Origin of the sequence: Campylobacter concisus (assembly GCF_003048535.1) — a bacterium.
Taxonomy (GTDB): Bacteria; Campylobacterota; Campylobacteria; order Campylobacterales; family Campylobacteraceae; genus Campylobacter_A; species Campylobacter_A concisus_S.
This window is the reverse complement of the sequence record NZ_PIRQ01000002.1, coordinates 75,233-93,429: the sequence shown is the minus strand read 5'-3', so window position 1 is coordinate 93,429 and position 18,197 is coordinate 75,233. Positions and strand designations below refer to the sequence as shown.

The window sequence follows — 18,197 nt, the reverse complement described above, 5'->3', positions numbered from 1 at the left end:
GTTAAATTTTAGATAATTGGTAATTTAAAAAGGATGAAAATGTCTGCATTTTGGAGTGGATTTTTTACAAGTTTATCTTTAATATTGGCTATCGGCGCGCAAAATGCATTTGTTTTGAAGCAGGGTATAAAAAAGGAACATGTTTTTGCAGTTTGCTTAATATGCGCACTTGGTGATGCCTTGCTTATATTTGCTGGAGTTTTTGGTTTTGCAAAAGTGCTACAAAAATTTGAGTTTTTTAAACAGGTTGCCATATATGGTGGTTTTATCTTTTTATTTGTCTATAGTCTAAAGAGTTTGTATGGTGCATTTAAAAATCCCAAAAGCCTTCTTCCTAGTGTGCAACACGAGTCAAAATTTAGCAAAATAGTGCTTTTGACGCTTGCTTTTACTTGGCTAAATCCTCACGTCTATCTTGATACGATGCTTTTAATAGGATCTATTTCAACAAAATTTGGAGATGAAAATATAATTTTTGGCATCGGTGCTAGTCTTGCATCGCTATTTTTCTTCTTTTCTTTAGGATATGGAGCAAGAGTTCTCGCTCCAGTTTTTGCAAAAGAATTTTCATGGAAAATTTTAGAAATTTTTGTTGGGATTATTATGCTTCTAATCGCTTTTAGTTTACTTTTTACTAAAGTATAGATAAGATACATAAAATTTTACGCTAAATATTTTGTATTTTTATATGTATTAAAAATTTACATATTATTAATGTAAGATGCATTGATATGTACGACGGAGATTTTATGTTTTAAATTTGATTAAAAAAGTCTCCAAGCCCAAAATGAGCTTGGAGATTGCGTTTTAGCAAGAGAAGCAAGTTTTAAACTCATAAGCGGTTGGGCGCGCTTCGTAAGGCCAAACCTGAGTTTCAAATTTCATGTGCTGATAAGTGTCGATGAAAAGATCGGTCATTATTGGTTTTAAGTATTCATTATCTCGAATCAGTGCTTCAAGGCTACCACGAAGTGTGTGTGGAAGCTGCTCTATGCCACGCTCTCTGATCTCATCAAGATGAAGCTTAAATAAATTTTCATCCATCGGACCAACTGGCTCATATTTGTGTTTAACGCCGTCAAGTCCTGCCATTAGCATCGCTGAAAAGGCTAGATAAGGGTTTGCTGTGCTATCTGGAAATCTCATCTCAGCCCTAACTGACTTCTCACCAGCTCCATAAGGTATGCGGATACTCGCTGAGCGGTTTTGACTAGAGTATGTTAGGATAGATGGCGCTTCAAAGCCAGGGATTAGGCGTTTGTAGCTATTTGTGCTTGGGTTAGTAAAGGCTGCAACGCTTCTTGCGTGTTTTAAAACGCCACCAATGTAGTATCTTGCGAAATCACTTAAATTTGCGTAGTTTCCTTCTTTGTAGAATAAATTTTTACCATCTTTCCAGACTGATTGATGCACGTGCATGCCGCTTCCGTTATCGCCATAAAGTGGTTTTGGCATAAATGTAACTGTCTTGCCATTTAGGTGAGCCACCATGCGAACGACGTATTTGTAGATTTGAACATTATCGGCGGCTTCGACTAGATTGCCAAATTTCACGCCGATCTCACCTTGACCTTGAGCGACTTCGTGGTGTCCTAAAAAGACTTCAAGACCAACTTGCTCTAGAACTTGCATCATTTCAGCTCTTAGATCTACCATGCTGTCGATTGGCTGAGTCATCAAGTAGCCGCCTTTTCTGCGTGGGCGATGACCTGTGTTGTAGCTATCTTTGAAGTCAGTAGCATCGTTCCACTCGCCTTCTTCGCTATCTACTTGATACATCGCGCAGTTTGGGCTATCGATGATTTTGACGTTATCAAAGACAAAAAATTCATTCTCAGGGCCAAAATACGCCTCGTCACCAAGACCGCTATCTTTTACATATTGCATTGCTCTTTTAGCAATTGAGCGAGGGCATTTTTCATAAATTTGACCCTTGTAAATGTCGTAAATATCGCAAAAAACAACGACTGTAATATCAGAAGTAAATGGGTCTAAAAATGCAGTTGTAGCTTCTGGCTTCATTATCATGTCGCTCTTATCAATTGGTTGCCAGCCATGCATAGAGCTAGCGTCCATCGGGATACCGTTTGTGAAATTTTCTTTCGTAACAGCTTTTATATTGTAGCTAATGCTGTGCCAAGCACCACCTAAATCAGTAAATCTGAAATCTACAAATTTGACTTCATTTTCTTTACAAAAATCAAAAAAATGATCTATATTTTGGACGAATTTTCCCACTTTTTTCTCCTTTTAATTTTTAAATTTTTCGTATTCTATCATAAAACCTAATATTTAAGATTAAATTTATATTTTATTTGAACCCAATCTAAAATTTTACTAATTCTCTATCTCTATTTTTAAAAATAGCACTTTTTGAATAACCTAAATCTCTAGCTATTTGCTCGCAAATTTCACCATTTTTACCGATATCCTCTTTTGTGTGAGCGTCTGAGCCAAAGGTGATGGTTATATCTTTTTCGGCTATTAGTTCAAGTAAATTTACGCTTGGATATTGCTCGCCGATAGGTTTTCTAAAGCCAGCGGCATTTATCTCAACAACTAAATTTGCTTCTTTTATCGCATTTACTGCATTTTTAGCCAAAATTCTAACATCCTTTTTTGGCAAAAATTTAAAAAGTTTTAAAAGATCGATATGTCCCATAATATCAAATTTGCCAAGCTTGGCTGATCTTTCTACATGATCAAAATACTCTTGCCAAATTTGATCTAAGTCTTTGCCCTCGTAGCCACCGATAAATTCTGGATTGTCAAATGCCCAGCCATTAAAAAAATGCACAGAGCCTATCAGGTAATCAACTTTTCTAGCAAAAACTCGCTCATCCATAAATCCATCTAAAAAATCCATCTCATAGCCAAGCAAAATTTCTATCTCACCACTAAATTCATCTCTTAAATGTAAAATTTCGTCTTCATAGCCTTGCATTTCATCAAAGCTCATTCTGTAAGCTTCATCGTAGTTCATCGGTGCGTGATCGCTAAAACCAAAGTATTTTGTGCCAGCTTTTATTGCGTTTTGTACATACTCTCTTGGCTCGCCAACTGCGTGTTTGCAAAGTGGCGTGTGGTTGTGAAGATCGACGGTCATTTTTAGCCTTTTAAGGTCGTTTATTTTTAAAAATGCTATCTAAAAATTTATAAATTTAAAGATAAAAGCATTGCCTTTAAACTTACTTTTTATTTAAATCCTATATAATCAAGCCAAATTTTATTAGGAGCTTTTATGACCCAAGAGGAACTTGACGCACTTATGGCAGGTGGGCTAGATGATGAGTTAGATGATACTAAAGAAGATGCTGGCCAAGAGGTTGCGGACGTCAAAGAGGATATGGACGAGGTAACAGAAGTTGCAGAAGCAATCGATACTAAAGATGAGCCACAGTCAAAATCAGAAAGCAATTCAAAGAATGCGGAAAATTACAGAGTGAGTGCAGATGGTGTTTGGCCACCACCACCACCAACGGAAGATCACAAAATGGTTCATCAGCTTGACGATGTAACAAGAGATAGCGAAGAGAAAGCTACTCAGATGTTTGACAAGCTTGAGACGATAAATAACTTTTTCATGGACGCTGAGAGCGACTCAAATAGCCTAAAAGACGCGATAAACTCAAACATTGAGCTATTTACGACACTAAGTGAGAAATTTCCAAAGATTGCCGCATTTAGCGAGGCTTTAGAGAAAAACAACTCACTTCTTGGCACGATCGATAATATCATCGGAAATTTACAAATGGGGCAAGATGAGATCATGATGGCTATGGATATGATGCAGTATCAAGACATCCATAGACAAAAGATCGAGCGTGTTATCAACGTTATGAGGGCACTTAGCAAATATATGAATACCTTGTTTGAAGGTAAAATCGACGATGAAAAACGTGTTGGCTCTGCTGTTCACATCGCAGGCGATACAACGACTGAAAACTTAGTGAGCAACGACGATATCGAAGCCTTGATAGAAAGTTTGGGTAAAAAATAGTGCTAAAAAGGCCTGAGCTTTTATCTCCAGCTGGAAATTTAACAAAACTTAAAATCGCCCTTGAATACGGAGCCGACGCTGTTTATGGCTCTGTGGCTAGCTTTTCACTAAGGACTAGATCGGCAAGGGAGTTTAACCTTGAGACTTTCAAAGAGGCGATAGACTACACACATGCAAAGGGAAAGAAATTTTATGCGACCATAAATGCTTTTCCTTTTAACTCTCAGATCGAGCCACTAAAAAGGCACTTGCAGACTATCTCGGCTATGAAGCCAGATGCCTTTATCATCGCAACTCCAGGCGTTATGAGTCTAGCAAAAGCCATCGCTCCTGATATCGAGATACATCTCTCAACTCAGGCAAATGTCATGAACATGCTTGATGCAAAAATTTATCATGACATGGGCGCAAAACGTATCGTCGTAGCACGCGAGATGAACTTAAAAGATGTCATAAAGATAAAAGAAGAAATTCCAACTCTTGATATCGAAATTTTCGTCCATGGCTCGATGTGCTTTGCCTACTCTGGCAGGTGCTTAGTAAGCTCAGTGCAAAGCGGACGTATGTCAAATCGCGGCAGCTGTGCAAATGACTGCAGATTTAAGTATGAGCTATACGCTAAAAACGAAGAGAGTGGCGTGCTTTTTCGCTTAGAAGAGGACGAAAATGGCACTCACATCATGAACTCAAAGGATCTTTGCCTCATCTCGCACATCAAAGAGATCGTTGATAGCGGCGTGATAGATAGCCTAAAAATAGAAGGTCGCACAAAGAGCGAGTATTACGCAGCTTGCACAGCGAGAGCTTATAAAATGGCGATAGATGATGCACTGGATGGTAAATTTGACGCGCAAATTTATGAAAATGAGATAAATACACTGAAAAATCGCGGCTTTACGGACGGCTACTTGGTGCATAGACCTTATGAACGAACCGATACGCAAAATCATGTTAGTAGCCTAGAGGAGGGCACTCATCAGGTAAATGCCATAAGCGAAGATGGCGAGTTTTTTAAATGTAAATATAAAATTTTTCCAGGAAACAGCTATGAGATCGTAGCGCCGACTGGATCACGTATAGAAGATAGTGAAAATGAAATTTCAAAGGTCTATTCACAAGATGGCAAAAAATTTATCAAATTTAAACAACTCATCACTAAAAAAGGCAAGGTCATGAGCGAAATTCACAGCGGTAATGAAAATGAGATAAACCTTGGCGTTAAGCTGCCAAAATTTAGCTTTTTGAGGGAGAAAATATGAAATTTGTTTCTGTTATAATGGGAAGCAAGAGTGACTATGAGATCGTTAGCGAGGCGGCAAAAACTCTAGAAAAATTTGGCGTAAAATATGAGTTGATAATAAGCTCAGCTCATAGAAGTCCAAAAAGGACGAGCGAGTACGTCGCAAATGCTGAGAAAAAGGGCGCAAAAGTATTTATTGCAGCTGCGGGCATGGCAGCTCACTTAGCTGGAGCGATCGCTGCAAATACAACCAAGCCAGTTATCGGTATACCTATGGCAGGCTCAGCTCTGAGCGGCGTTGACGCACTTTACTCAACGGTACAAATGCCAAGTGGTATGCCAGTGGCAACTCTAGCTATCGGCAAGGCTGGTGCTATAAATGCAGCTTATTTGGCGGTGCAAATTTTAGCTCTTGAAGATGAGGGGCTAGCAAGTGCTCTAAAAGCCGATAGAGAGGCAAAGATAAAGGCCTTAGAGGAAGACTCTTCAAAGGTTGAAGTGATACTGTAAAAAGGAGAAGCGGTGCAGACTTATCTTGGTGTTGATGAATTTTGCAAACTTGTGCACTTGGAGCGTGAAGTTATCGAAGATATGATAAATCGTGGCGTTTTGAAAACCAAAGAGGAAAATGGAGAAATTTTGATAGAAGCGAGCGAAGGAACGATGAGTGTGGTGCCTAGTGTTTCGCAAAATTTATCTATGCAACCGCAAGGCCAAGATGGTATCAGCTTTGTTGAAAAGACGATTGGAACGATATTAAATTTACACGAAAAGGTGCTTGACGCAAAGGATGAGACGCTTGAAACCCTAAGAAATGAGAATAAATTTTTAAAAGAGGCGCTCATTTCGATGCAAGAGCTCTATGATGAAGATAGAAAAACAGTCGAGACGCTTACAAAGCAGCTTAAAATTTCACAAGATGAAGTTGAATTTCTAAAACGAAAATACAAGCTCATGTGGAACCAAGCGGTTGAAAATTTTAACGGACAAAAGTAGTTTATGAAGATTATAAATTTAGAAGATAGCTTTGAAATTTACGGAGTAAAAACTCGCACTAAAAATGAAGATGAGATAGACGGCAAGGGTAAAATTCCGGCTTTATGGTCTAAATTTATGAGTGAATACTATGATGGCAAGAGTGAAATTTATAGCGTTTACTGCAACTATGAAAGCGATTTTGATGGACATTACGATAACTTCATCGGTACAAAATTAAGCCACAAAAGTGATAAAATTTTAGAGATAAAAAGTGGCAAATATGCCGTTTTTAGTTTTGCAAGAGAGCCGCAAAATGTTGCAAAATTTTGGGGTGAAATTTGGAAATATTTTGAAAGTAGTGAGCTAAAAAGAGCCTATGAAACAGATTTTGAGCTTTACAGCAGTGACGAGATAAAAATTTTTATATCTATTTTAGGTTAGAAAAAATGAATAAAAAAAACAATAGTTCAATCTTAAGTTTTATTGAAAATTTTGGTAACAAATTACCAAATCCAACTATGCTTTTTATCTATCTTTCGATTATTACGATAATAATATCGTTTGTATTAGAAAAGATGGGCGTTGGTGTAAGCTACCAGGCTATCAAAGATGGACAAATATCACAGCTTAATGCAAATGTTATAAATTTGCTTTCTGCTGATAGTCTTAGATCTTTTGTTTCGTCTGTGCTTAAAAATTTTACTAATTTTTATCCTTTGGGAGTAGTTTTTGCGATTATTCTAGGTATTGGTATCGCAGACAAGTCTGGACTTTTATCAGCACTTATGACAAAGATTGCCTTAAAATCTTCCAAAATATGGGTAACTCCAATCGTTATTTTCCTTGGTGTAATGTCAAATGTTGCTTCCTCGGTTGGCTATGTTGTGCTAATCCCGCTTGGAGCTATTTTATTTGCTGGATTTGGTCGTCATCCAATTGCTGGACTAGCTGCTGCTTTTGCTGGTGTTAGCGGTGGCTGGTCGGCAAATTTATTAATCGGTACAAATGACCCGATGTTTGCGGCATTTTCTATGCAAGCAGCTAGCGTGTTAAATCCAGATTATGTGGTACTAGCAACTGCAAATTGGTATTTTATGATCGCTTCGACATTTTTGATCGTATTTGTTGGCTGGTTTGTGACAGATAAAATCGTAGAGCCTAGGCTTGGTAAATTTGATTTTTTGGGTGATTTTAGCCTAAAAGAGCATAGCGAGATAAGTGCAGAGCAAAAACGTGGCTTAAAATTTTCGCTAATAGCGTTGATTGTTTTTGTGATTTTATTGCTTGTGGCTATTTTGCCTTCAGGCTCTTTATTTGGAGCAAAAGGCAATGAAAGCTTTATGAAATCTACTTTTATGCATTCTATTGTTGTTTTTATGATGTTACTTTTTATAGTGGTAGGTGTCGCTTACGGTGTAGGTGCTAGGAGTATAAAAAGCAGTAATGACGCCATAAAATTTATGGAACAATCTATTTCTGAGCTATCAGGTTTTTTGGTTTTGATATTTTTCGCAGCCCAATTTACATATCTTTTTAATACCTCAAATATTGGGCTAGTGCTTTCTATAAAAGGTTCTATTTTTCTAAAAGAGATCGGATTAACTGGACTTAGCCTTATCATAGTTTTTATTTTCTTGATCGCTTTTATAAATTTATTTATAGCTGTTGATTCTGCAAAGTGGGCGATGATGGCTCCGATTTTTGTACCAATGTTTATGAATCTTGGACTCTCGCCAGAGCTTACACAGGCTGCTTTTAGAATAGGTGACTCTACTACAAATATAATAACGCCTTTGATGCCGTTTTTTGTTTTGATAGTAGCTTTTATGCAAAAATACAATAAAGAGTTAAAAATCGGATCAGTGGTTTCTATTATGCTTCCTTATACGGTTGCATTTTTAATTTCTTGGACAGCGCTAATGTCGTTTTGGTACATTTTTGATCTACCGCTAGGACCTGGTGCAGTTATACACTATGTAAAGTAAAATTTTAAAAGGAAAGCAATGACATTTTCACAAATAATATTAACCCTTCAAAACTATTGGCAAGAGCAAGGTTGCGTTATACTTCAGCCATACGACATGCCAGCTGGTGCTGGTACTTATCATCAAGCGACTTTTTTAAGAAGCCTTGGGCCAAAGCCGTGGGCTACTGCATATGTAGCTCCAAGCCGCCGTCCGACTGATGGCAGATATGGCGAAAACCCAAACCGCCTAGGCGCTTATTATCAGTTTCAAGTACTCATAAAGCCAAGTCCAGAAAATATCCAAGAGCTTTATCTAAAAAGTCTTGAAAAGCTTGGGTTAAATTTAAAAGATCATGACATCCGCTTTGTCGAGGATAACTGGGAGAGCCCAACGCTGGGCGCTTGGGGGCTAGGCTGGGAGGTCTGGCTAGACGGCATGGAGGTGACGCAGTTTACGTATTTTCAACAAGTGGGTGGCATCGCGTGCGAGCTGATCTCTGGTGAGATAACATATGGCCTTGAACGTTTGGCCATGTATCTACAAGATGTAAATAGCGTCTACGACATCGTTTGGGACGATAGGGGTGGCAATATCGTAACCTATGCCGACGTTCACAAACAAGGTGAGTACGAGTGGAGTAAATATAACTTTGAAGTAGCAAACGTCGATATGCTTTTTAACCAGTTTGAAAACGCATTTAACGAGTGCAAACGCTGCTTAGAGGCTAAAATTTCACTGCCAGCTTACGACTACTGCATGCTTGCGGCTCACACATTTAACGTCCTTGACGCGCGCGGAGCGATTAGTGTAACGCAAAGGCAAGACTACATCCTAAAAATTCGAGAGCTTGCAAAAGAGTGTGCGCTAACTTATAAAGAGAGCCTAGAGCAAAAGTAAAATTTTATGAAAATAGCTGAAATTTATAAAATTCTAGATGAAATTTGCCCGTTTGCGAGCCAAGAGCCTTGGGATAATAGTGGCCTTCAAGTTGGCTCATTTGATAGCGAATTTGAGCGAATTTATCTAAGTCTTGATTTAGATAGCGAACTTTTGCAAAATGTCTTGCCAAATTCGCTCATCATCACTCACCATCCACTCATTTTTAAGGAGCTAAAAAGCCTAGACTACAGCCTTTATCCAAGCTCACTCATAAGAGAGATGATGATAAAAAATATCTCGCTCATCTCGCTTCATACAAACGCTGACCTTGCATTTTTAAATGAAAAATTTGTAACGCAGGTTTTGGGGCTTGAAATTTCAAACAAAGAGGGCTTTTTGATCTATGCTGATGTGAAGATGAAATTTAGCGAGCTTTGTGAATTTGTAAAAGAAAAACTTGGGCTAGAAAATTTAAGAGTGGTTCATGCAAAAGATGAAATTTCTAAAATTTGTATCTGCACCGGAAGTGGCGCAGATCTCATCCAAGATGTAAAAGCAGACGCCTTTTTGACAGGCGATCTAAAGTATCATCAAGCTCTTTATGCAAAGGAAAATGGGCTAAATTTAATCGATATAAATCACTATGAAAGTGAACGTTATTTTGGTGATTTTTTAGCAAAATATTTGCAAAATCTGAAAATTGAAGTTATAATACGCAATTCTAAAAATCCATTTACATATTGCTAACAAAAAAAGGAAACATTATGAATAAATACTTACAACAATTAGTTGAATTATCTGATCTTGATAAACAAATAGATGGCTTTATACCACGCATTCAAGACATAGAAAAGGCTTATAAAAATATAGAAGAAGAGTGCGAAACCATAACGGTTAATATAGAAAGACTAGATGAAGAGGTAAGTGACTTAAAATCTCAAAAATTAGGAACAAATGCTCATATTGCCGAGTTTAGTGCAAAGATAAAAGATGTAGCTAAAAAAAGCTCAAGTGCAAAAAGCGAAAAGGAGATAAAAGCTCTAAGTCTTGAAGAGGATATTGCAAAAGAGCAACTTGAGGCTGCAAATGAGGAGATCGCTAGACTTGAGAAGCTAATAGATAGTAAAAATAGTCAAAAAGATGAGCTTGGTGCAAAAAAAGCTGAACTTAAAGAGAATTTAAAAAATATAAAAAGCAAAACTTCATCTGAACTTGAAAATATCGGGAAAGAACGTGAAGAAGTTTATGCTAAAAAAGACAAGCTTATCGCCACTATGAATCAAAAAATTTTGGCATTTTATGAAAAAATTAGAAAATGGGCTCACAATACGGCTGTTGTTCCTGTAAAAAAACAAGCTTGTTATGGCTGCTTTATGCAGATAAATGACAAAACTTTCTCTGCTGTTATCAAGGGCGAAGATATCGTTACATGTCCGCATTGTGGCAGAATTTTATACAAACAAGAGCAATAACACATTTCGTGATAATAATATATTACTTTCTAGCCTCAATACTCTATCTATTTGGGGCTATCTTTCTACTCATCTTAAGTTTTAAAAAAAAGTATCATAAGTCGATTCCAGCACGTTTTTTCCTCTTTAATAATCCTAAATTTCAAGATGCAGATGTGCATTTTCACGCTTGTTCGTTTGGTGAAGTGCAAGCACTTAAACCTTTGATGCAAAAATTTGATAGCAAAGCCATAAGTGTGGTGACAAATACTGGCTTTGAAGCGGCAAGTAAAATTTGCTCTAACGCGAGATTTTTGCCATTTGAAATTTTTTTGCCATTTTGGCTAAAAAAGAGCAAAATTTTAGTTATTTTTGAGGCTGAGCTTTGGCTTATGCTAGTTTTCATGGCAAAGCTAAAAGGCAGCCGTGTGATATTAATAAATGCGAGAATTTCAGACAGAAGCTACAAAAGCTACTTGAAATTTGGCTTTTTTTATAGGTATCTTTTTAAATTTATAGATAAGATTTACGCTCAAAGTGAGCTTGATAAAGAGCGGCTAAAGTCACTTGGTGCAGGTGAAACAGAGGTCGTTGGTAACATAAAAGCTTCGTTTTTGCCAAGCGTGAGTAAAATTTATGAAAAGCCAAAAGCTAGAGTGATCGTGCTAGCAAGCACGCATACAGGCGAAGAAGAGATGATTTTGCAAAATTTAAATTTAAAAGAAAACGATCTCTTGATCATCGCTCCACGCCATCCTGAGAGGTTTACAGAGGTTGAGAAGATAGCAGGCGACTACGCTAAAAAGCATGATTTTAGCTTTGCGAAATTTAGTCAAACGTATAAATTTGAAGCTAAAGTAAATTTGCTTGACACTTTAGGCGAGCTTGTAAATGTCTATGCTATTAGCGATATAGTAGTGCTTGGAGGCAGTTTTGTACCAAATATCGGTGGGCATAATCCAATCGAGTGCGCACAATTTAACCCAGTAATAATAAGTGGTGAGTTTATATTTAACCAAAAGGCGTTATTTAGCCTAGTTGAAAACATCTACATCGCAAAAGCCAGCGAGATTGGCGGTATAATAGATAGTGATGCCAAAAAGAGCAAGATCACTGTGCAAGCAAGCTCTGATGCGATCATAGAAGATATAAGGAGCACTTTATGAGTGAAGAAAAAGCGTATAAAATTTTAGCCAAACAAAAAAATATCTCAAACAACGAGGCAAAGGAGCTAATTGACAGCGGTCTAGTTTATGCCAAAGGGCAAAAGGTAATGATAGCTCGTGCTTTGATGAGTGAAAATACTAAATTTAGCGTCGAGGAGATGCCAAAGCCAAGCATTATCTTTGAAGATGAAAATTTAATAGCCATCAATAAGCCTGCTGCCATAACTAGCGAAAAAATCAGTCAAATTTATAAATTTCCACTCCTTCACAGGCTCGATAAAGATACGAGCGGGGTGCTGCTTCTTGTAAAAAATGACGAATTTGCTAGCCTTGCGATAAATGAGTTTAAAAAGATGAAGGTTGATAAAATTTACGTGGCTGCAGTTAGGGGTATAATGAGCGAGGAGGTGGTCGTAAATGAGCCGATCCTAACGATAAAAAATAAAAATGGCGCCTTTTCAAAGATATCAAAAGATGGCAAAGAGGCGATCAGTGAAATTTCACCGCTCATGGTTGTGGGTAAAAAAACGCTTGTAAAAGTTGCCATAAAAACAGGCAGGACGCACCAGATAAGAGTGCATTTGGCTAGTTTAAATTTACCTATCGTTGGCGATGAGAAATATGGCAAAAATAGGGCAAATAGAATGTTCTTGCATGCCTATTCTATCGCTCTTTTAGACTATAAATTTAAAGCGCCGATCCCAAGAGAATTTAACTCTCTTGGATTTGAGCTATCTAATAAATTTGAAATTTAAAGAGCAATAAAGAAATTATTTAGTAATATACGCCCTTTAATAACAACTTAGAAAGGTGATTAGTGTTCGAACAAATTAGCGAGTCTTTTAGATTAGCTGTTAGCAAGATACGTTTTGTAGATGACGAAAAAGCTCTAAAAAACGCACTTGACGTGCTTAAAAAAGCTCTTTTAAAAGCTGATGTTCATCATAAAGTCACCAAAGATCTACTTGTATCTATTGAAAGCGAGCTAAAGCAAACTGGCGTTGGTCAAAAGAATTTCTTGGATGCGATAAAGTCAAATTTAACGACTATTTTAACAGCTCCTGGCAATCAAGGCTTTGTCTATGCGCCAGTTGCACCGACCATTGTTTTGATGGCTGGTTTGCAAGGTAGCGGTAAGACAACGACAACTATCAAGCTTGCAAACTATCTAAAACTAAGAAAGAAAAAAGTTTTAGTTGCGGCTTGTGACTTGCAAAGATTAGCGGCGGTTGAGCAGCTAAGACAGCTCTGCGAAGCAAATGAAATCGATCTTTTTTATATAGAAAATGAAAACAACCCTATAAAAGTAGCAAAAGAGGCGCTAGAAAAAGCAAAAAGCGGTCTTTATGATGTGCTTTTAGTGGATACCGCTGGTCGTCTTGCGATCGATGAAAAGTTGATGCAAGAGATAAAAGATGTAAAAAATGCGATAAATCCACATGAAATTTTCTACGTAGCTGACGCTATGAGTGGTCAAGATGCTGTAAAAACAGCTACAAGTTTTAATGAAATTTTGGGAATTTCTGGAGTTATCCTTTCTAAATTTGACTCCGACTCAAAGGGTGGAGTAGCTATTAGCATCGCAAAACAGCTAAATATTCCACTTAGATTTGTTGGTACTGGCGAGAAAGTAGCTGACATTGAGAGCTTTATACCAGATCGCATTGTAAGCCGTATAATGGGTGAGGGTGACTTGGCCACTTTGGTAGAAAAAACATCGACTATTATCGATGAAAAAGAGGCAAAACGTCTAAATCAAAAGATAAAAAAAGGTCAGTTTAATTTTAATGACTTTTTGGATCAAATGGAGAGTGTTAAAAAGCTTGGCAGTATGAAGTCATTAATGGGAATGATACCTGGACTTTCAAATATTGCAAATCAAATAAAAGATATAGATCTTGATAATTCAAAAGAAATTTTACATATTAAGGCTATGATAAACTCTATGACGCAAAAAGAGCGTGAAAATCCTGAACTTTTGAATAATAGTAGAAAAAGACGTTTGGCGGCTGGTTCTGGACTATCTCAAGTAGAGGTAAATCGTTTTTTAAAGCAGTTTGAAAATGCTTCAAAGCTTGCTAAGAAATTTTCAGGAAAAGGTGGAGCAAAGGGACTTGCAAATATGCTTTCTCAAGCAAATTTAAAAAGACCTGTTTGATAAAAGGGTTTAAATTTGGATATTTGTTATCTAAATTTAAGCTTTATTTAAAAACAAGAGGAGAATATAATATGGCAACAGTAGTAAGACTAACAAGAATGGGACGTAAAAAAAGACCTTTTTATCGTATAGTTGTTACAGATAGTAGAAAAAGACGCGATAGTGGCTGGATAGAAAGTATTGGCTATTACAACCCTATGGTTGAACCAAATGTTATAAATTTTAATAAAGAGAGATTAGATTACTGGAAAAGCGTTGGTGCTAAACTTAGCGATAGAGTTGCGCAAATTACAAAATAATGGTTAAAAATTTTTTATACGAATACGCCAAGTTGATTGCTGATTTTCCTGATAAAGTAAGTGTTGATCGCCAGGAACTTGGTGAAAATTTTGCTGAGATAATTATAAGTGCTGATAAGATTGATACAGGAAAACTTATCGGTAAAGATGGCAAAATGATAAATGCTATAAAGACCGTTATTATTGGTTGTAAAGCCAAAGATAATACAAGTTATAGGGTAACGGTAAAAGCTATTGAATAGTGATATTGTTGAAGTCGCTACCATCGGAAGATGTGTTGGTTTAAAGGGCTACTTAAAGCTTCACAATAAGAGCGACTTCCCAGAACAGTTTAAAAAAGGTGCAACCTTTTTTGATAAAAACAATGATCAGCTGACCATAAAAGACTACAATAGACAAAAAGAGCTGGTGTTGTTTGAAAATTTTGATGACTTAGACCTTGCTAAAACGCTTGTAAATATAACTATATACACCACAAAAGAGCTCACTAGAAAAAACTGCAAATTAAAAAAAAATGAATTTTTTCAATTTGATATTATTGGCTTAAAAGTTATAGAAAATGGTAAAATTTTGGGTATTGTAGAAGATATTCAAGATAATTTTGCAAATTCACTTTTATACATAAAAACTGATGAAGAGCTTACCTTAGGTGGTAAACCAAAGAATTTTTACATTCCATATTTAGAGCATTTTATTATAAGTGTAAATTTATACAATGAAGAGATTTTGGTAAAAGGTGCTAGAGCCATTTTAGAAAATTCATGACATTTACGTTTATTACACTTTTTGAAAATTTAGTTAAACCTTATTTTTATGATTCTATTTTAAAACGTGCAATTGGTAATAAATTTATTGAAATTGATTTTATAAATCCAAGAAATTTTACTAAAGATAAGTATAATAAAGTTGATGATTATATGATCGGAGGCGGAGCAGGGCTTTTGATGTTTCCACAGCCTTTGGATGAGTCGATCAAATTTCTAAAAGAAAAAGATAAAAATATTCATGTGATATTTTTAACGCCAGCTGGTAAAAAATTTAATCAAAATGACGCAAAGAGGCTTTCTAAAAAAGATCACATTTGTTTTGTTTGCAGTAGATATGAAGGCCTTGATGAACGAGTTGTTGAGCTTTGGGCAGATGAAGTTTTTTGCATAGGCGATTTTGTTTTAACTGGCGGAGAGCTTCCTGCGCTTTGTATGAGTGATGCAATATCAAGAAATATACCTGGAGTTTTAGGAAATGATATGAGTCTTGAAGTTGAGAGTTTTGAGGATAATTTGCTTGAAGCCCCATCTTTTACAAAGCCTGATAATTTTAGATCAATCTTTGTGGTTTCAGAGTTTTTAAAGGGTAACCATGCTAAAATCCACACTTTAAAAAATAAGATGGCTCACTGCAAAACAAGGTACTTTCGCCCTGATTTATATCAAAAGCTAAAGCCACATAAATAAGGAAAAACATGAGAAATAAATACATTGAAGCGTTTGAAAATGCTCAAATTGCTAGTAAGAATATTCCTGACTTCCGTGCAGGTGATACATTGCGTGTGGCTACTCGTATTCATGAGGGCGACAAAACAAGAATTCAAAATTTTGAAGGTATTTGTATAGCTAGACGCGGTAGCGGCACTGGCGAAACATTTATTATCAGAAAAATAGGTGCTAATAGTGTTGGTGTTGAGAGAATTTTTCCAATCTTTAGTGACTCTATTGAAGAGATTAAGGTTCTTAGAAAAGGTCGTGTTAGAAGAGCTAAGCTATTCTATCTACGTGAACTACGTGGTAAAGCAGCTAAGATCCGCGAACTTAGAAAATAGTCTTCCATTTGTCCTGAGAATTTCAGGGCAAAATTTCTTTCTTTTATGCTTAAATTTTACTATTCTACATAATATAGTTTTTAAGTTTTTCAAAAAATAAATTCTAAAGTATTATGATATTTCTTAATGCGATATGTTTTAAGTGTTGTTTGTTAAAATTTTAAAGAGTTATTATGCTAAATATATTTTCAAGAATAAAATTATTTAAATATTTTTAAAAAGTGTTGAATGATTTGTTAAATATAAAAATCACAATATTGCTGATATGATCTTGAAAGATGAGCTTGAAAGTGGCGATGAGATCACCATCGATAGCGATGGCGAGAAGATCATCATTAAGAAAAAATAACTTCAAATTTACTTGGCAGGTCGAATTTGACTTGCCAAGTATAAATAAATTTAACTAATATCCTTATTTGATCTGTAATAAAATATAAAAAATAGCACGCAAAGCATCGCTATAAAGGCAAAGACTATCAATGTGCCATCTTTAAATGAGCTTAAAAACATACCGTTTGTATTCATGCCAAAAAAGCCAGTGATGAAATTTATTGGTAAAAATAGCGCCGAAAGTAGCGTTAAAAGGTAGATATTTTTGTTGATCTTGTCGTTTTTGTCGCTTTGTATAAATGAGTAGATGTCATCGACCCTATAGGAGTATTCGTTGGCTATGGTTTTAAAGACACTTGCTTCGTGGATGCTGTTTTTAAGCTCTTTTTTAAGACCTTGTTGCTCACTTTGGCAGATAGCAAGTGCTTCGTAAAAGTGCGAAATGCTATTTTGAAATTTTCTGATCTCATACTTTAAAAAGTGGTGTCTTTTTATAAATTTCTCAAAATTTTTCTGGCTAGCATAAATTTTCTCATACTCGTTTAGCTCGTCTCGATGCTCTAAAATTTTATTTGCATATTCGTTACAAATCCCCTTAATAGCTGCTTTAAATGTGCTTTTGTCGCATTCATGTTCAAGATCTTCTTTGTAAATTTTGCCATCTTTAAATAAAAATTTAAAAACTTGCTTTTGTGATAATGAGATGAGTGTTATGTAGTCAAACTCATCTCCATAAAAATATCCGCTAAGTGCGTTTTTATAGCTCATCTGTGCTCCTTTTTGCGTAGAAATTTCTTTTAAATTTAGCAAATTCGCCAGCCTCTATCGCCTCTCTCATCTCTTCCATCAAATTTAGATAGTAGTGCAGGTTATGAAGGCTTGCTAGTCTAAAAAACGTGAGCTCTCTAGCCTTAAAAAGGTGGTTTAGATAGCCTCTGGAGTAGCGCTTGCAGGTGTAGCACTGGCAGGCTGGGTCTATCGGCACGTGATCGTTTATAAATTTAGATGATTTTATATTTATCTTGCCAAAGCTAGTAAAAAGCGTGCCGTTTCTTGCATTTCTTGTTGGCATGACGCAGTCAAACATATCAACGCCTCGCTCCACGTTTTCCACGAGATCTTCTGGTGTGCCAACGCCCATTAGATAACGCGGCCTTAGCTCATCCATAAATGGCATAACCGCCTCAACAGTGTCATACATCGCCTCGTTGCTCTCGCCAACGCTTAGTCCTCCTATTGCAAGGCCATCAAATGGCAGCTCATTTAAAGCTTCGGCGCAAAATTTACGTGCCTCATAATCGGTGCCTCCTTGAACGATGCCAAAGATATTTTGCTGTAAGCCAACGCCCTTGCTTTGCATAAATTTATGATAATCAATCGCCTCTTTTGCCCATTTTATCGTTCGTTTTATGCTTAGATCGATTCTTTTTGGCTCAGCAGGCAAGGCGACCAGATCATCAAGTATCATCATAATATCGCTGCCTAGATCGTACTGCGTGTCAAGGACGGATCTTGGCGTAAAATAGTGCGTGCTGCCGTCGATATGGCTTTTAAATTTTATCCCACCATCATCATTTTTGGTGTTTGATCTAAGTGAAAATGCCTGAAATCCGCCGCTATCTGTTAAAAACGAGCGCTCAAACTTAGAAAATCCATGAAGTCCGCCAAACTCACGCACGACCTTGCCACCAGGGCGCAAGTACATATGATATGTGTTTGCTAAAATTATCTTTGCGTCTAAAATTTCACTCATATCAAAGGCGTCTAAGCTTTTAACCGCGCCAACCGTGCCAACTGGCATGAAAACTGGCGTTTGTATCACGCTGTGGGCAGTTGTTAGGATACCACGCCTTGCATTTCCATCTTTTTTTATAACTTCAAATTTCATCTAAATCCTTAAATTTTTTGAT

The 18,197-nt window shown here is 36.6% G+C and carries 23 protein-coding genes; 19 read left to right on the top strand and 4 right to left on the bottom strand.

The features are described 5' to 3' along the window. The first annotated feature begins 39 nt into the window (after positions 1–39). The gene (locus CVS93_RS02210; protein ID WP_107686407.1) at positions 40–645 is read left to right on the top strand and encodes a LysE/ArgO family amino acid transporter; all 606 of its coding nucleotides are present in this window, start codon (positions 40–42) and stop codon (positions 643–645) included. Positions 646–807: 162 nt separating this feature from the next. On the opposite strand, the gene glnA is transcribed toward CVS93_RS02210, so the two are convergent. Together glnA and CVS93_RS02200 are read right to left on the bottom strand one after the other, a co-directional pair. After that, positions 808–2,238: a type I glutamate--ammonia ligase gene (glnA, locus tag CVS93_RS02205; RefSeq protein WP_107686406.1), complete on the bottom strand. Its 1,431-nt coding sequence runs from the start codon at positions 2,236–2,238 to the stop codon at positions 808–810. Positions 2,239–2,326: 88 nt separating this feature from the next. Further along, entirely contained in the window at positions 2,327–3,106 is a 780-nt protein-coding gene (locus CVS93_RS02200; RefSeq protein WP_107686405.1) for a histidinol-phosphatase, read from the bottom strand. A gap of 135 nt (positions 3,107–3,241) precedes the next feature. Between CVS93_RS02200 and CVS93_RS02195 the strand changes: the two genes are divergently transcribed. From CVS93_RS02195 to CVS93_RS09990, 18 genes are all read left to right on the top strand, one after another. After that, the gene (locus CVS93_RS02195; RefSeq protein ID WP_107686404.1) at positions 3,242–4,000 is read left to right on the top strand and encodes a chemotaxis protein; all 759 of its coding nucleotides are present in this window, start codon (positions 3,242–3,244) and stop codon (positions 3,998–4,000) included. Next, a complete protein-coding gene (locus tag CVS93_RS02190; protein ID WP_107686403.1) occupies positions 4,000–5,259 on the top strand; it encodes a peptidase U32 family protein in 1,260 nt (419 codons plus the stop codon). Before CVS93_RS02195 ends, CVS93_RS02190 begins: the two co-directional genes overlap by 1 nt. After that, entirely contained in the window at positions 5,256–5,750 is a 495-nt protein-coding gene (purE, locus tag CVS93_RS02185; protein WP_107686402.1) for a 5-(carboxyamino)imidazole ribonucleotide mutase, read from the top strand. The genes CVS93_RS02190 and purE overlap by 4 nt, the downstream gene beginning before the upstream one ends. 12 nt (positions 5,751–5,762) lie before the next feature. Beyond that, on the top strand, positions 5,763–6,236 hold the full coding sequence (locus tag CVS93_RS02180; RefSeq protein WP_087584427.1) for a DUF3972 domain-containing protein: 474 nt from the start codon (positions 5,763–5,765) through the stop codon (positions 6,234–6,236). Positions 6,237–6,239: 3 nt separating this feature from the next. Continuing rightward, complete coding sequence (locus tag CVS93_RS02175; protein WP_107686401.1) at positions 6,240–6,659, top strand: GyrI-like domain-containing protein; 420 nt, start codon at positions 6,240–6,242, stop codon at positions 6,657–6,659. Positions 6,660–6,664: 5 nt separating this feature from the next. Beyond that, positions 6,665–8,203, top strand: coding sequence for an AbgT family transporter (locus CVS93_RS02170; RefSeq protein ID WP_107686400.1), 1,539 nt, complete (start codon positions 6,665–6,667; stop codon positions 8,201–8,203). An 18-nt stretch (positions 8,204–8,221) separates the two neighbouring features. After that, positions 8,222–9,082, top strand: coding sequence for a glycine--tRNA ligase subunit alpha (gene glyQ / locus CVS93_RS02165; protein WP_107686399.1), 861 nt, complete (start codon positions 8,222–8,224; stop codon positions 9,080–9,082). A gap of 6 nt (positions 9,083–9,088) precedes the next feature. Next, complete coding sequence (locus CVS93_RS02160; protein ID WP_107686398.1) at positions 9,089–9,811, top strand: Nif3-like dinuclear metal center hexameric protein; 723 nt, start codon at positions 9,089–9,091, stop codon at positions 9,809–9,811. Between the two features lie 17 nt (positions 9,812–9,828). Further along, on the top strand, positions 9,829–10,536 hold the full coding sequence (locus tag CVS93_RS02155; RefSeq protein ID WP_107686397.1) for a zinc ribbon domain-containing protein: 708 nt from the start codon (positions 9,829–9,831) through the stop codon (positions 10,534–10,536). 8 nt (positions 10,537–10,544) lie between these two features. Further along, on the top strand, positions 10,545–11,681 hold the full coding sequence (gene waaA, locus CVS93_RS02150) for a lipid IV(A) 3-deoxy-D-manno-octulosonic acid transferase (RefSeq protein WP_107686570.1): 1,137 nt from the start codon (positions 10,545–10,547) through the stop codon (positions 11,679–11,681). Then, positions 11,678–12,436, top strand: a complete 759-nt coding sequence (locus CVS93_RS02145; RefSeq protein ID WP_107686396.1) for an RluA family pseudouridine synthase — start codon at positions 11,678–11,680, stop codon at positions 12,434–12,436. The genes waaA and CVS93_RS02145 overlap by 4 nt, the downstream gene beginning before the upstream one ends. 62 nt (positions 12,437–12,498) lie before the next feature. Next, positions 12,499–13,839 carry a signal recognition particle protein gene (gene ffh, locus CVS93_RS02140; RefSeq protein WP_107686395.1) on the top strand — a complete coding sequence of 447 codons (1,341 nt, stop codon included), beginning with the start codon at positions 12,499–12,501 and terminating at the stop codon, positions 13,837–13,839. A 71-nt stretch (positions 13,840–13,910) separates the two neighbouring features. Beyond that, a complete protein-coding gene (rpsP, locus tag CVS93_RS02135; protein ID WP_009293992.1) occupies positions 13,911–14,138 on the top strand; it encodes a 30S ribosomal protein S16 in 228 nt (75 codons plus the stop codon). Then, positions 14,138–14,380, top strand: a complete 243-nt coding sequence (locus tag CVS93_RS02130; protein ID WP_107686394.1) for a KH domain-containing protein — start codon at positions 14,138–14,140, stop codon at positions 14,378–14,380. Before rpsP ends, CVS93_RS02130 begins: the two co-directional genes overlap by 1 nt. After that, positions 14,373–14,903, top strand: a complete 531-nt coding sequence (rimM, locus tag CVS93_RS02125; RefSeq protein ID WP_107686393.1) for a ribosome maturation factor RimM — start codon at positions 14,373–14,375, stop codon at positions 14,901–14,903. Before CVS93_RS02130 ends, rimM begins: the two co-directional genes overlap by 8 nt. Continuing rightward, the gene (gene trmD / locus CVS93_RS02120) at positions 14,900–15,592 is read left to right on the top strand and encodes a tRNA (guanosine(37)-N1)-methyltransferase TrmD (protein ID WP_107686392.1); all 693 of its coding nucleotides are present in this window, start codon (positions 14,900–14,902) and stop codon (positions 15,590–15,592) included. The genes rimM and trmD overlap by 4 nt, the downstream gene beginning before the upstream one ends. 8 nt (positions 15,593–15,600) lie before the next feature. Continuing rightward, positions 15,601–15,957, top strand: coding sequence for a 50S ribosomal protein L19 (gene rplS, locus CVS93_RS02115; RefSeq protein ID WP_021088038.1), 357 nt, complete (start codon positions 15,601–15,603; stop codon positions 15,955–15,957). Positions 15,958–16,241: 284 nt separating this feature from the next. Continuing rightward, positions 16,242–16,364, top strand: a complete 123-nt coding sequence (locus CVS93_RS09990; protein ID WP_265094354.1) for a hypothetical protein — start codon at positions 16,242–16,244, stop codon at positions 16,362–16,364. Here the strand turns inward: CVS93_RS09990 and CVS93_RS02110 are convergent. Continuing rightward, positions 16,357–17,055, bottom strand: a complete 699-nt coding sequence (locus CVS93_RS02110; RefSeq protein ID WP_107686391.1) for a CorA family divalent cation transporter — start codon at positions 17,053–17,055, stop codon at positions 16,357–16,359. The two genes, CVS93_RS09990 and CVS93_RS02110, sit on opposite strands and share 8 nt — an antisense overlap. Next, entirely contained in the window at positions 17,045–18,175 is a 1,131-nt protein-coding gene (gene tgt / locus CVS93_RS02105) for a tRNA guanosine(34) transglycosylase Tgt (RefSeq protein ID WP_107686390.1), read from the bottom strand. The genes CVS93_RS02110 and tgt overlap by 11 nt, the downstream gene beginning before the upstream one ends. Positions 18,176–18,197 lie beyond the last annotated feature (22 nt).

Excerpts from the sequence above, each read along its gene's own strand:
- CVS93_RS02210 (WP_107686407.1), top strand. The coding sequence starts at position 40 with ATGTCTGCATTTTGGAGTGGATTTTTTACAAGTTTATCTTTAATATTG.
- CVS93_RS02200 (WP_107686405.1), bottom strand. The coding sequence starts at position 3,106 with ATGACCGTCGATCTTCACAACCACACGCCACTTTGCAAACACGCAGTT.
- CVS93_RS02195 (WP_107686404.1), top strand. The coding sequence starts at position 3,242 with ATGACCCAAGAGGAACTTGACGCACTTATGGCAGGTGGGCTAGATGAT.
- purE (WP_107686402.1), top strand. The coding sequence starts at position 5,256 with ATGAAATTTGTTTCTGTTATAATGGGAAGCAAGAGTGACTATGAGATC.
- CVS93_RS02175 (WP_107686401.1), top strand. The coding sequence starts at position 6,240 with ATGAAGATTATAAATTTAGAAGATAGCTTTGAAATTTACGGAGTAAAA.
- CVS93_RS02170 (WP_107686400.1), top strand. The coding sequence starts at position 6,665 with ATGAATAAAAAAAACAATAGTTCAATCTTAAGTTTTATTGAAAATTTT.
- glyQ (WP_107686399.1), top strand. The coding sequence starts at position 8,222 with ATGACATTTTCACAAATAATATTAACCCTTCAAAACTATTGGCAAGAG.
- CVS93_RS02160 (WP_107686398.1), top strand. The coding sequence starts at position 9,089 with ATGAAAATAGCTGAAATTTATAAAATTCTAGATGAAATTTGCCCGTTT.
- CVS93_RS02155 (WP_107686397.1), top strand. The coding sequence starts at position 9,829 with ATGAATAAATACTTACAACAATTAGTTGAATTATCTGATCTTGATAAA.
- CVS93_RS02145 (WP_107686396.1), top strand. The coding sequence starts at position 11,678 with ATGAGTGAAGAAAAAGCGTATAAAATTTTAGCCAAACAAAAAAATATC.
- rpsP (WP_009293992.1), top strand. The coding sequence starts at position 13,911 with ATGGCAACAGTAGTAAGACTAACAAGAATGGGACGTAAAAAAAGACCT.
- CVS93_RS02130 (WP_107686394.1), top strand. The coding sequence starts at position 14,138 with ATGGTTAAAAATTTTTTATACGAATACGCCAAGTTGATTGCTGATTTT.
- trmD (WP_107686392.1), top strand. The coding sequence starts at position 14,900 with ATGACATTTACGTTTATTACACTTTTTGAAAATTTAGTTAAACCTTAT.
- rplS (WP_021088038.1), top strand. The coding sequence starts at position 15,601 with ATGAGAAATAAATACATTGAAGCGTTTGAAAATGCTCAAATTGCTAGT.
- CVS93_RS02110 (WP_107686391.1), bottom strand. The coding sequence starts at position 17,055 with ATGAGCTATAAAAACGCACTTAGCGGATATTTTTATGGAGATGAGTTT.
- tgt (WP_107686390.1), bottom strand. The coding sequence starts at position 18,175 with ATGAAATTTGAAGTTATAAAAAAAGATGGAAATGCAAGGCGTGGTATC.